The 12,939-nt window shown below is 60.2% G+C and carries 12 protein-coding genes and 2 pseudogenes; 4 read left to right on the top strand and 10 right to left on the bottom strand.

Annotated features, from left to right (window positions below):
- Positions 1-17: 17 nt before the first annotated feature.
- On the bottom strand, positions 18-1,355 hold the full coding sequence (gene glnA / locus EP30_RS02870) for a type I glutamate--ammonia ligase (protein WP_094663367.1): 1,338 nt from the start codon (positions 1,353-1,355) through the stop codon (positions 18-20).
- A 66-nt stretch (positions 1,356-1,421) separates the two neighbouring features.
- Positions 1,422-2,183 (bottom strand): alpha/beta hydrolase, encoded by a 762-nt coding sequence (locus tag EP30_RS02865; protein ID WP_140555993.1) that lies wholly within the window; start codon positions 2,181-2,183, stop codon positions 1,422-1,424.
- Positions 2,184-2,407: 224 nt separating this feature from the next.
- Between EP30_RS02865 and EP30_RS02860 the strand changes: the two genes are divergently transcribed.
- Entirely contained in the window at positions 2,408-3,841 is a 1,434-nt protein-coding gene (locus EP30_RS02860) for a DUF2252 domain-containing protein (protein WP_140555991.1), read from the top strand.
- 160 nt (positions 3,842-4,001) lie between these two features.
- On the opposite strand, the gene priA is transcribed toward EP30_RS02860, so the two are convergent.
- From priA to hisD, 6 genes are all read right to left on the bottom strand, one after another.
- Positions 4,002-4,727: a bifunctional 1-(5-phosphoribosyl)-5-((5-phosphoribosylamino)methylideneamino)imidazole-4-carboxamide isomerase/phosphoribosylanthranilate isomerase PriA gene (gene priA / locus EP30_RS02855; protein WP_094663361.1), complete on the bottom strand. Its 726-nt coding sequence runs from the start codon at positions 4,725-4,727 to the stop codon at positions 4,002-4,004.
- 40 nt (positions 4,728-4,767) lie between these two features.
- Complete coding sequence (gene hisH, locus EP30_RS02850) at positions 4,768-5,412, bottom strand: imidazole glycerol phosphate synthase subunit HisH (protein WP_094663359.1); 645 nt, start codon at positions 5,410-5,412, stop codon at positions 4,768-4,770.
- Between the two features lie 78 nt (positions 5,413-5,490).
- Complete coding sequence (locus EP30_RS02845) at positions 5,491-6,117, bottom strand: hypothetical protein (RefSeq protein ID WP_140555989.1); 627 nt, start codon at positions 6,115-6,117, stop codon at positions 5,491-5,493.
- Complete coding sequence (hisB, locus tag EP30_RS02840; protein WP_094663355.1) at positions 6,114-6,716, bottom strand: imidazoleglycerol-phosphate dehydratase HisB; 603 nt, start codon at positions 6,714-6,716, stop codon at positions 6,114-6,116. The genes EP30_RS02845 and hisB overlap by 4 nt, the downstream gene beginning before the upstream one ends.
- 15 nt (positions 6,717-6,731) lie before the next feature.
- Positions 6,732-7,886 (bottom strand): histidinol-phosphate transaminase, encoded by a 1,155-nt coding sequence (locus EP30_RS02835; protein ID WP_140555987.1) that lies wholly within the window; start codon positions 7,884-7,886, stop codon positions 6,732-6,734.
- Entirely contained in the window at positions 7,883-9,280 is a 1,398-nt protein-coding gene (hisD, locus tag EP30_RS02830) for a histidinol dehydrogenase (protein WP_181160762.1), read from the bottom strand. Before hisD ends, EP30_RS02835 begins: the two co-directional genes overlap by 4 nt.
- Positions 9,281-9,473: 193 nt before the next feature.
- Here hisD and EP30_RS02825 point away from each other — a divergent pair, with 193 nt between their 5' ends.
- Positions 9,474-10,322 (top strand): aldo/keto reductase, encoded by an 849-nt coding sequence (locus EP30_RS02825; protein ID WP_140556192.1) that lies wholly within the window; start codon positions 9,474-9,476, stop codon positions 10,320-10,322.
- 222 nt (positions 10,323-10,544) lie between these two features.
- Here the strand turns inward: EP30_RS02825 and EP30_RS11305 are convergent.
- Both EP30_RS11305 and EP30_RS02815 read right to left on the bottom strand, forming a co-directional pair.
- A pseudogene (locus EP30_RS11305) lies at positions 10,545-10,655 on the bottom strand (lasso peptide biosynthesis protein); the annotation flags it as partial.
- A gap of 321 nt (positions 10,656-10,976) precedes the next feature.
- Positions 10,977-11,555: a hypothetical protein gene (locus EP30_RS02815; RefSeq protein ID WP_140555984.1), complete on the bottom strand. Its 579-nt coding sequence runs from the start codon at positions 11,553-11,555 to the stop codon at positions 10,977-10,979.
- A 597-nt stretch (positions 11,556-12,152) separates the two neighbouring features.
- Between EP30_RS02815 and EP30_RS11060 the strand changes: the two genes are divergently transcribed.
- Entirely contained in the window at positions 12,153-12,275 is a 123-nt protein-coding gene (locus tag EP30_RS11060; protein ID WP_258185329.1) for a hypothetical protein, read from the top strand.
- 213 nt (positions 12,276-12,488) lie between these two features.
- A pseudogene (locus tag EP30_RS11055) lies at positions 12,489-12,939 on the top strand (phosphoesterase); the annotation flags it as partial.

Here is a 12,939-nt window from a genome sequence, read left to right as displayed (position 1 = left end):
GCCGGTTGCTCTAGACGCTACAGGCGGGGCAGATACCGCTTCAGCTCATAGGGCGTGACCTGCATACGGTAGTCGTCCCACTCCTTGCGCTTGTTGCGCAGGAAGTAGCGGAAGACGTGCTCGCCCAGTACGTCGGCGACGAAGTCGGACTTGGACATGATCTTGAGGGCGGTGTCCAGGGAGTCCGGGAGGGGCTGGATGCCCATGGCCTGACGTTCCTCGTCGGTGAGCTCCCAGACGTCGTCGCTCGTGGGCTCGCCAAGGGTCATCTGCTTCTCGATGCCGTCGAGGCCGGCGGCGAGGAGCAGCGAGTAGGCGAGGTACGGGTTGGTGACGGGGTCGAGGGCGCGGAATTCCATACGCGAGGAGTTGCCCTTGCCGGGCTTGTACTGCGGTACGCGGAGGAGGGCGGAGCGGTTGTTGTGGCCCCAGCAGATGTAGCTGGGGGCCTCGTTGCCGCCCCAAAGGCGCTTGTAGGAGTTGACGAACTGATCGCACACAGCGGTGATTTCGGCCGCATGGTGGAGAATACCGGCGGCGAACTGACGGGCGGTGAGCGACATGTTGAACTCCTGGCCCGCCTCGTAGAAGGCGTTGGCGTCGCCTTCGAAGAGGCTGAGGTGCGTGTGCATGCCGGAACCGGGGTGGTCGGCGAGCGGCTTGGGCATGAAGCTCGCGTGGATACCGCGTTCAAGGGAGATCTCCTTGACCACGGTGCGGAAGGTCATGATGTTGTCGGCCATGGTGAGCGCATCGGCATAGCGCAGATCGATCTCGTTCTGGCCGGGGCCTGCCTCGTGATGCGAATACTCGACGGAGATGCCCATCTGTTCGAGCATGTTCACGGTGGCGCGGCGGAAGTCCATGCCGGGGCTGCGCGGCACATGATCGAAATAGCCGCCTTCATCGACGGGCTTGGGAGCCTGCGACCAGTCGTCCTGCTGCTCGAACAGGTAGAACTCGATCTCAGGGTGGATGTAGAAGGTAAAGCCTTTTTCCTTGGCCTTGGCGAGGGTGCGCTTGAGCACGTAGCGCGGATCGCCCATGCTGGGCTCGCCTTCGGGGGTGAGCACATCACAGAACATGCGGGCGGTACCCTGCGGACCGCCACGCCAGGGCAGGATCTGGAATGTGGAAGGGTCGGGTTTGACGATCATGTCGTCTTCGGAAACACGGGTGAGACCCTCGATGGCCGATCCGTCGAAGCCAAGCCCTTCCTCGAACGCGGCCTCGAGTTCAGCGGGGGCGATGGCCACTGATTTGAGGGTACCGAGAACGTCGGTGAACCACAAACGAATAAAGCGCACGTCGCGTTCCTCGACCGTGCGCAAAGCAAACTCTTGCTGTCTGTCCATAACGGACATGGTTTCACGGGTTTGTTTCGCGACTCGTTAACAGAACGTCACGCGTGTCGCTTTTCGTCACATGACGCCGGAGGCGAGATCGTTGGTGATCAGCCATTCGCGGATGTCGTTGAACTCGTCGAGGTTCACCGCGTGATCGAGACCACGGTAGCTCTTGGTGTTGAGCCACGTATGTTCCTCAAGCCATGCGGCGCAGGCGTAGAGTTCGTATTTGGGGACGACGGACTCCTTTTTGCCGTAGCAGTAGTACACGGGACGGTCGAGTTCGATAAGGCGATCGTCGGCCGGAGCCGTGCCTGGCACGCGTCCGGGGGCGAGATAGCCGGAGAACGAGACCGCGGCCCGATAGCGTTCGGGGTGGAGACGCAGCAGGTGCACGGCGATCGTGCCGCCCTGCGAAAAGCCGAATGGCACGACGTCACGATCGGCGGGCACATGCGTGGTCACCCAGTCGTCGATGGCCTTGGCCGCGGCATAGACGTCGTAGTCAAGATCGTCGCCGCTGAGAATGTTGTCGTGGAACCACGCGTAGGCACCGGGAATGTATGTGCCCTTGGGCTCCTCAAGCGTGTACGGTCCGCGCAGCGATACGTAATCGCTGAGCGGCGTGACCATCTGGATCAGGTCCTCGGCGTCCTCCTCGTTGGCGCCCCAGCCGTGCAGGCAGAGAAACAGCGGACGGGACCGGACCGTTCTGCCGTCACCGCGTGATACCAGTACATGCCTGTCGTCGATGACGAACGGATCGCCGAACCGTCCAGGGACCACCGTCGACTCCCGTCCGATCATACCGTTGACTTCATTGTGCTCTTCGCTCATACCAATTCACTATATCGAGCGTGAGATGCGGAAAACGGCCGTTGTTCATCAGAACAACTATGAGTTTCATCACATCACAAGATGAATCAGGGGCAAATTCGGGGTAATCGGCGTGAAAAATCCGGAGTGATCGTCGAACCGTCATTATCATGCCGTTCAGACGCGTATTGTAGTGGGGGAATTGTTTCGCTGTTTCGATGTTGAAGATTGGGGATAGTACCGCAATGGCCGATTCGACAGGCACACAGACACGACCGCCGATAGTCCTGGACTGGCAACAGGCCGACAACCCTGAGGACCGGCGAGCCGCCGGTCTGACTGCCCGTAGCAACGCTCCGCGCTCATCGCATGCCGCATGGACGGTGGTTCCCGGTCGTGAGGAAAAGATCGCACTGCTGGAGGAGCAGTCGGCAGCCCGTGTGCAGGAATTGATCCCGTTGCGGTATGCGCGAATGAGCGTCTCGCCGTTCACGTTCTATCGCGGCACCGCGTTGATCATGGCCTCTGATCTGGTAAAGACGCCGATCAGCGGCATCCCCGTCCAGTGCGTGGGCGATGCGCATATCGCGAACTTCGGCATCTTCATGTCCCCCACGCAGCATCTGGTGTTCGACGTGAACGATTTCGACGAGACCCTGCCCGGCCCGTGGGAGTGGGATGTGAAGCGTCTGGTCACCAGCGTCGAGATCTGCGCGCGAGATCGAGGATTCGACACCGACACAAGGAAGCGTGCGGTGTCCGAATGCATTCGCGCCTATCATGAGGCGATTCACGAATTCTCACAGATGGACAATCTCGATATCTGGTACGCGCATCTGGACGTGGCCAGAACGATTCAGGACTTCGAACGCAACGGCATGCCCAGCAAGACGCTGCGCCGTACGGTGGTCAAGGCGGTGGCCAAGGATTCCAACCATGCCGCGCAGAAATTCGCCTATATGAGGAACGGTGAGCCGAAGTTCCGCTGGATGCCACCGGAACTCGTGCCGATCGACAAGCTCACGGGATACGATCACGAAGGCCCTCTCGACGAAACGATCAAGACGCTGTTCGAGGGATATCGCGAGAACCTGTATCATGACCGTCTGCGAGTGCTGAATTCCTATCATCGTTATCATGATGCGGCGCGCAAGGTGGTCGGCGTGGGCAGTGTGGGCACACGCGTATGGGTGCTGCTGCTCAGCGGTCGCGATGTGGACGACGCCCTGGTGCTGCAGATCAAGGAGGCGGAGGCCTCGGTGCTGGAACGCTTCGTCGGTGTCAGTCGATATGCGACGCACGGCGAGCGCGTGGTGCAGGGGCAGAAGCTGATCCAGACCACGGCCGATGTGCTGCTCGGCTGGACGAGCATGACCACGCGTGATGGCCTTCGGAAGGACTATTACGTACGCCAGTTGTGGAATGGCAAGGGTTCCATCGATCTGGACAATGCCGGCAAGGAGGGCATCATCAACACCGCGCGCATGAGCGCCTGGGCGCTGGCGCACGCGCATGCCCGTACCGGCGACGCCATCGCCATCGATGGCTATATGGGCGAGGAGACGAACTTCGATGATGCGATCATCACGTTCGCCAAGCAGTACGCCGATCAGAACGAAGAGGACTACAAGGTGTTCATGGACCAGATCAGGTCCGGTCATCTGCCCTGTGCGAAGTAGCGTACAAGCCGCAAAAGCAATGCGATAACGGAGTCGCGGCAGACCGGTTTCCGAATCCGGTCTGATCCATCCGGGGAATGAACCGGGGTGGATGCCTGCATGAAGCACGCATCCACCCCGGTTTCGTATATCCGGTTTTCTGGTTATGTACGGTTATGTACTAGGCGTTGGCGACCTCGAGGGCCTCCTCCAGCGTGAAGGCACGGGCGTAGAGGGACTTGCCGAGGATGGCGGAGTCCACGCCCAGTCCGTCAAGCGTCTTGATGGCGCGCAGATCGTCGAGGCTGGAGATGCCGCCGGATGCGGTCACCTTGGCGTCGGTGCGTTCGGCCACCTCGCGCAGCAGGTCGATGTTCGGGCCGCTCATCATGCCGTCGCGGGCCACGTCGGTGACCACGTAGCGGGAGCATCCGACCGAGTCGAGGAACTTCATGGTCTCGAACAGGTCGCCGCCTTCCTTGACCCAGCCGCGGGCGGCCAGCGTGTGGCCGCGCACGTCAAGTCCAACGGCCACGCGGTCGCCGTACTTCTTGATGACTTCGGCGGTCCATTCGGGGTTTTCGAGTGCGGCGGTGCCGATGTTCACGCGGGCGGCACCCGCGTCGAGGGCGGCGTCGAGCGAGGCGTCGTCGCGTACGCCGCCGCTCATTTCGATGTTCACCTTGTCGCCGAGTTCGCCGACGATGCCGCGCAGCTGCGCGCGGTTGTCACCGGTGCCGAACGCGGCGTCGAGATCCACCAGGTGAATCCACTTCGCACCGGATTCGACCCAGGTGCGGGCGGCTTCAAGCGGGCTGCCGTAATCGGTTTCCGAGCCGGATTCGCCCTGGCGCAGACGCACGGCCTTGCCGTCACGCACATCGACGGCGGGAAGAAGGGTAAGCATGGTTTTTCCTTTCAGATGATCAGACGATCACGATCGTCAATCAGAACGTGGCGATCCAATTGCGCAGCAGCTGCGCCCCGGCATCGGCCGACTTTTCGGGGTGGAACTGGGTGGCGCTGAGCGCCCCTTTCTCCACTGCCGCAACGAAACGGCTGCGACCGTATTCGCACCATGTGAACTTGGTGTCGGGGTCGCCGGCGATCACGGACGCATTCTTTCCATCCGGTGTGGGGTGGGACACGGCGTAGGAATGCACGAAGTAGAAACGCTCATGCTCCAGACCGTGCAGCAGCGTCGATCCCTCGGCGGCGTCCACGGTGTTCCAACCCATGTGCGGCACCACGTCGGCGTCAAGCGGTTCCACCACTCCCCCGACGTAACCGAGGCCGTCGGCGGGCGTTCCTCCTTCGACTCCGCTTTCGAACATGACCTGTAGGCCCACGCACACGCCCAGCACAGGACGCCCGGCTTCGAGCCGTTCATGCACCACGCGATCGCCGCCCACGGTCTTCAGTCCCTCCACGCAAGCCGCAAACGCGCCCACGCCGGGCACCACGAGACCATCGGCCTCCATGGCCTGTCGATAATCGCTGGTCAGGGTCACGTCGATGTCGAGATTCGCCAGGGCGCGCACCATGGAACGGACATTGCCGAATCCGTAGTCGAAGACAACTACCGATGTCATTTCAAGCCTTTCTGATTAGCCGGGCCCGTCTCGCACGGTTCGTCATATTGCGAGCTCGTACGAGACAGGCGCGGAACGTCACTTCACGCTGGAGTTCCGGGTGGAACCGCCGCGGCCGAACTTCGTATGCTTGGCGATCACCTGCAGAGCGGCTGCACGATCGTAGTCGCCGGAATCGGCGATCTGGTATCCGGCGGCGCGAACGTCGTCGATATTGCTCGTGCCGATCAGCAGATCCTCCACGAACGACGGCGTGGACATGAACAGCACGGGAGGCGCGAACTTGTTGCCCGGTTTGCCGTTCACCCACAAGGTGGCTTCGAGTTTGTCGGCACGGTTGACGGCCAGCACCACCGACAGTCCGGAGACCACGGTGGTCAGGTCACGTGCCGCCGACTCGGGACCGTCACCGTCCACGTTGCGCAGCACGGCGACGGCTCCCTGATCCGATCCCACGCAGTGCGCGGAGATGTCGGAAAGCTGGCAGAACGCGGCGAGCAGGTCGGGAGCGCTCAGCTGGGTGATGAGCACCGCGGCCTTGGCCTTGTTGCCCAGCAACCCCTGAAGCTCGTCGTCGAAGTTGCCAAGGCCGCTGTCCAGATCGTTGAGTTCGTCTTCGAATCCGGCCAACGCGGCGTTGATCTCTTCCTCGCTGAGCGAATCGGGATCGCGGTCATTGTTCTTGTCGGCGTTGTTGTCGGTCATAGCGACCCCTTGGTGCTGGGGATCAGACCCTGGATGCGCGGATCAGGTTCGATGGCGAAGCGCAGCGCGCGGGCCACGGCCTTGAATTCGGCTTCGGCGATGTGGTGCGGATCGCGTCCGGCGATCAGCTGCAGGTGCAGGCACAGTCCGGCGTGGAATGCGATGGATTCCATGACGTGACGGACCATGGATCCGGTGAAGTGACCACCGATCATCGCGTATTCAAAGCCTTCCGGTTCGCCGGTGCATACGGCGTACGGACGGCCGGAGATGTCGATCACGGCCTTGGCCAGGGCCTCGTCGAGCGGCACGGTGGCGTCGGCGAAACGACGAATGCCACGCTTGTCGCCGAGGGCCTGCTTCAGGGCCTCGCCGAAGACGATGGCCGTGTCCTCGACGGTGTGATGCACATCGATGTCGGTGTCGCCATGCGCCTTGATGTCAAGGTCGATGAGCGAGTGCTTGCCGAGCGCGGTCATCATGTGGTTGTAGAAGGGCACGGAGGTGTCGATGTTCGTCTTTCCCGTGCCGTCGAGATTCAGCGACAGTTCAATGCAGGATTCGCTGGTCTCGCGCTTGATCGTGGCGGTTCTTGCCATGATTGGTGACTCCTTTCAGGCCTTCTGGGCCAATTCGAGCACTTCCAGGAACGCACTGCGGAACGTGGCCATCTCCTCGTCGGTGCCCATGCACACGCGCAGCCAGCCTTCGGGGCCGACGTCGCGGATGAGGACGCCGCGCTTGAGCAGCTCGTTGAAGATGAAATCACGGTCGTCGAACGTGCCGAAGTACACGAAGTTCGATTCCGAGTGTGCCACGGTGATGTTGCTTCCCTTGTAGGTGAGCGACGAGAGCCATTCGGCGGTGGCCTCGCGGGTCTCGCGCAGATGCGCGACCGTGCTGAGCTGTTCGTCGGTGTGTTCAAGGGCGGCGAGGGCGGCGGCCTGGGTGACGGCACTCAGGTGGTACGGCATGCGCACGATGCGCATGGAGTCGATGATGCCCTGATCGGCGGCGATATAGCCGACGCGTGCACCGGCGTAGGCGAACGCCTTGCTCATGGTGCGGCTGACGGCCAGATTCGGGTGCTCGTTGACCAGGCTGACGGCGGAGGGCACGCCGGGCGTGCGGAATTCCACGTAGGCCTCGTCCACCACGAGGATCGGGTGCACGCCTTCGTCCGCGCCGTCGACGTCGGCCTGCTCGCATGCGGCAAGCAGGGCCTTGGTCTGGTCCATCGGCAACGGCGTGCCGGTGGGGTTGTTGGGGCTGGTGACGAGCACCATGGCGGGCTTGACGGTCTTGATCGCCTCGATGGCGGCGTCCATGTTGATGGTGAAGTCGTCGTTGCGCGGCACGGTGACCCATTCGGTGAAGGTGTCGCGCGCGTACTCCGGGTACATGGAATAGGTGGGCGTGAAGCTCAGCGCCTTGCGGCCGGGACCGCCGAACGCCTGGAAGAGCTGCAGCATGATCTCGTTGGATCCGTTGGCGGCCCACAGCTGTTCGACGGCGAGTCGGGTGCCGGATTCCTTGACGAGATAGTCGCTGAAGGCCCTGCGCAGGGCGATGTGCTCGCGGTCCGGGTAGCGGTTGAGCGTGGGGGCGATCTCACGGACGCGTTCGGCGATGGTGTCGACCACGTCCGGTGCCGGCGGATACGGGTTCTCGTTCACGTTGAGGCAGACGGGAACGTCGAGCTGGGGAGCGCCATATGGCTCCTCCCCTTTGAGATCGTTGCGCAGTGGCAGGTTTGCCGGAATGCTCATTTGAGGCCGGCCTCCTTTTCCTGAGCGTCCAGGGTCGCCTTGTCGTACGGGTCCTTGACGAAGCGGCTGAGCACGCATTCGCCGTGGGCAGGCAGATCCTCGGAGACGGCGAAGGCGTTGATGCGCGCGGCAAGCTCCTTGAGGCCCTCCTCGTCGTATTCAATGACCTCGACCGGCTTCATGAACGTGTGCACGCCGAGGCCGGCGGCGAAGCGGGCGGTGCCGCCGGTGGGCAGCACGTGGTTGGAGCCGGACATATAGTCGCCCAGCGGGACCGGCGAGTACGGTCCGCGGAAGATGGCACCGGCGTTCTTGATGCGCTTGACGACCTCGTCCGCGTTGGCGGTCTGGATCTCGAGGTGTTCGGCGGCGTACGCGTTGGCGGCGTCGATGGACTGGTCGAGTCCGTCGGTGAGCACGATGGCGGACTGGGTGCCGGACAGGGACGTGTGCACGCGTTCGGCGTGTTCGGTGCGAGGCACGCGGTAGTTGAGGCTCTCCTGCACCTTGGCGGCAAGCTCCTCGGAGTCGGTGAACAGCACGGAACCGGCGAGCTCGTCGTGCTCGGCCTGACCGATGAGATCGGCGGCCAGCAGGCTCGGGTTGGCGTCCTTGTCGGCGATGATGCCGATCTCGGTGGGGCCGGCGACCGCGTCGATGCCCACGAACGCGGAGACGAGGGACTTGGCGGTGGCCACGAAGATGTTGCCCGGACCGGTGATCTTATCGACCGGATCGCACAGCACGTCGCCGTCCTGCGGCTCGGAGCCCTTGGCACCGTAGGCGAACATGGCGATGGCCTGGGCGCCGCCGACGGCGTACACCTCATCCACGCCGAGGATGGCGCAGGTGGCGAGGATGGTCTTGTTCGGCAGACCCTCGTTGTTGTCGCGTGCCGGCGGGGTGGCGATGGCGAGCGATTCGACGCCAGCGGCCTGTGCCGGCACGGCGTTCATGATCACCGAGCTCGGGTAGACGGCCTTGCCGCCGGGCACGTACAGGCCCACACGCTGGATCGGGATCCAGCGTTCGGCCACGCGGGCACCGGGGGCGAGATCGGTGTGGAAGTCCTTCGGGACCTGATTGGCAGCCACGGCGCGGGCGCGGCGCACGGATTCCTCGATAGCGGCACGTACTTCGGGATCAAGCGTCTTGACGGCCTCCTGCATGGCCTCCTTGGGCACACGCAGGTTGGCGGGACGCACGTGATCGAACTTCTCCTCGAAGTCACGCAGGGCGGCCGCGCCGCGCTCCTTGACGTCCTCGAGGATAGGGCGCACCAGATCGGTGGCCTCGGATGTGCCCATGGCGGCACGCGGCATCGCGGCCAGCAGTTCGGCACGGGACAGGTTCTGACCACGAAGGTCGATGATTCGCATAATATTCTCTGCCATGTTCCTGATGGTAGAAACCGGCTGTGACGAAACCCGCCGCTTTTCGCCGTCTGTCTCACAGTTCGGAGAGGCATCGCTGTTCGCCGTTCGTGGAATGCATCATCGGCAGGCGTACAGTGGAGAGCGGAGGTGTACCGATACACAAATCGGCACGCCGCAGGTCACCGCTATTAGTTAAGGAGCGATCATGGCATTGATGGAACCACCGGCCATTCCCGTACGCAAGGCGCATGACGGACTGGAACTTCCCGCCATCGGATTCGGTACGTACAAGGTCAACGGCTTCGTGGGCGTTGACGCGATCAAGTCGGCGCTCGAAGTGGGCTATCGCCTGGTCGACTCGGCGTTCAACTATGAGAACGAGGGTGTGGTCGGCAAGGCGATCCGCGAATCCGACGTGCCGCGCGAGGACATCATCGTCACGTCGAAGCTACCGGGACGTCATCATCAGTACGATCAGGCCCGTGCCACGATCGAGGAGTCGGTGGCACGCATGGGTCTCGACTACATCGATCTGTATCTCATCCACTGGCCGAACCCGTCACAGGGCCAGTTCGTGGAGGCATGGCAGGCGCTGGTCGACGCGCAGCGGCAGGGCATCGTAAAGCATATCGGCGTCAGCAACTTCCTGCCTGGCCACATCGATCTGCTGATCCGCGCCACGGGCGTCACACCTTCCGTCAACCAGGTGGAACTGCATCCGTTCTTCCAGCAGAACGAGCAGCGCGCCTACGACGACGCACATGGCATCATCACCGAGGCGTGGAGTCCGCTGGGCCGCGCCAACCAGATGCTGCGCGACCCGGACATCGTCCGCATCGCCGAGAAGCACGGCGTCTCCCCCGTGGCCGTGATCCTGCGCTGGCACGTGCAGCTGGGCGATGTGGCGATCCCGAAGTCGATGAACCGCGAACGCCAGCGCGCCAATCTCGATCTGACCGGATTCGAACTCGACGATCAGGACATGCGCGACATCGCCGCGATGGATAATCCGGAAGGCTACACCTTCGGCCAGAACCCGCACTGGCACGAGGAGGACTAGTTCCGCAAACAACTCCGAATCGGGGGATAAGCGTAACTCAAGGGGAACACGACCTATCCCCCTCCCCTAATTTAATAGAAATCTTCATTGAAGCATATTCTGCTTCACTACGGAAAGCTCTTTCATAAGAGTTTTATATTTTTCAATGTTAGCAAGCTGAAACTACAATCTAATTGGGAAACAATAAATCAAATTACCAATATAATGTCAATAAGAAAAGTATTAGATTTTCTTAACAAGGGTATATTTCCCAATATCCTCATCTTCGTCAACAGGTTGTCCGCTCACTTCGACCCAAGCATGAGCCTGGAAAGGATCAACTACAAATCCGGTACACCAAGTGACGGATTAAAAAAAATGACACAGTTTCACACAAGATTGACATCTACAGATGTCAATTATGGTTTTAGACATTGCATTAAGATAAAAGTTGACTTATTAACATAAAAACGCCTGCTGTGAGGTAACACATAAAAGTGGCAATTCGAAAAATCTGCGTGCGGTCACTTTCTTTTGAGACCAACGTAATAACCGTTAAAATCAGACCGATTGCTAACGCCACCTCACCGACACGGAACAATACCCACATTTGTCTTCTCCTTAATAGATAAAACTATGTGGCTCTGAGAATAATCCCAGAACCACATCCAAGCATCAGCAAACAAATTCTGCGATTATCGCTTCTACTGCAGAATAGCTTCCCATCGCTCCTGCGAGAAGTCCTAACACCTGAGGCGATAGGAAAACACCGGCCACCCACAAGCCGCCTGCTGTAGCAGCAAGGCCGATCACGGCAGCTCCTAGCCCAAACACGGCGGCAGTGACCGCGACGGTACAAGCACCATATGCTTGAGGCTCATCACCATTATCAGGAGTCCATCCTTCAGGCAACGCCCGGAGAGATGACTCGCCTTGAGGATCCTTCTGAGCGTAGATATCGAATCCATCAATTGATCCGATATACTCGTATCCGCCATTAGGCAGTGCGGCCTGAATCTTCTGAACCTCTGCGGCAGACGGCAAATTGCCGAAATCCTGCACATGAACAGTTGCTGCGGTCGCCCCTGTCATATCCTTCGCATTTGCGATGCCGGCAAATCCGAAGAACAGGAAACAACCGACACCACACTGGCTACGGCCTTCCTGAGATACCCACACATAATATTCTCCTTTGAATATCATCGGCATTGTTGCCGATATTTCAAGTATAGAGACCAACAAATCCCCGGTCAAGCATCTCGCGGCATATTGCCATCTTCAGAGGACAGCTTCCGGCAAGAACACACGATTCCGACGATATATCGCAACTGTTTGCGATACGTTTCGGACTCGGATCAATCAGACCGTTTTGTCGTCGTGGCACCCCGCACGGTCGAATTTGGCGGGATTCTCCGTCGAAGCCTATGGTGGCACGGTGGCACCATCATGGTTCATACTATTGCGTTCAAGGACGATGGACATCATTAGCGGAATCGTCGACTGGTTCCGCGCGCACACCAACGCAGATGACGTCGATCAACCGACATTAGTATAGCAGGCGGCAATCCAATTCTTCCGCAATTCATCCGGAATGTGACCACCATCCCACATTCCGACCACCGCCTCTCCTTAGCGTGATCACACTAAAAAATGAGGGTGTTGAAATTGCAACGTTTTGTGGCAATCATCTTCGGTAGTGTGATCACACTAAGGACGGTGGGACGGGGAGGGGGCAAGGGCAGTTCGGGTCAGGCTGTCCACCAAGTGCGCAGCGGGTACCACTTGCCTTCAGGGTGACCCGCACGGTCGAATTTGACAGGACTCTCCATCGGGGCCTATGGTGGCCCCATCATGGTTTACAGTCTTGCGTTCAAGGGCGATGGATATCGTCAGCAGAATCGTCGACAGCAGAAGGGTCTGCTGCCGACACTTGAACGTACGCTGAAACATGCAGTGCCGTTTCCTGCACTTTGATCTCTGATCTTCTTTTCGGCGATGTTCTAACGTTGGCGGTAGTTCCGCACCAAATCGTCGGCACTCCACCACCATCGATCAGCGTTTGACTCGATGCACCCAGTTTGGCTCGATGCACCCATAGCACACTGGTGTTCCGCCGGCCATCACCGCGCCGGTCGCCCCCCCCGAATCGAACATCATCAATTCATAACAATCAACAAAGGAACCACAATGAAGTATTTCACCACGGACACGCATTTTGGCCACCCTCTGGTATCGGCCCTGCGCGGGTACACACGGTTCGATCCTGATCGAACGCACTATAAAGAGATCCTGCACACTCACGGACTGGCGGAGGCACAGGAGTGGGTAAGGCGAACCATTCTTGATGATTCCCGCACGAACTTTCGCAAGGCGGCCGACACCGACGCGCATGACTTGGCGATCGTCGACAACATCAACAGTCTAGTCGGACCGGATGATGAACTATGGATTCTCGGCGACATCGGATTCCGTACGTCGGTCGGGCATCTGAAGGACTGTCTGCGGCAACTGCACTGTCGGCATCTGCATGCGGCGATCGGCAACCATGACGATTGGTGGATGGATAACACTCCGGCCCGTAATCTGTTCGAATCGATCGAGGAGAACGATACCACAGCCATCGCATTCGGAGACGATA

It is taken from the genome of Bifidobacterium sp. UTCIF-39 (assembly GCF_006408715.1).
GTDB classification, from domain to species: Bacteria; Actinomycetota; Actinomycetes; order Actinomycetales; family Bifidobacteriaceae; genus Galliscardovia; species Galliscardovia tissieri.
This window is presented reverse-complemented; position numbering and strand designations above follow the sequence as displayed.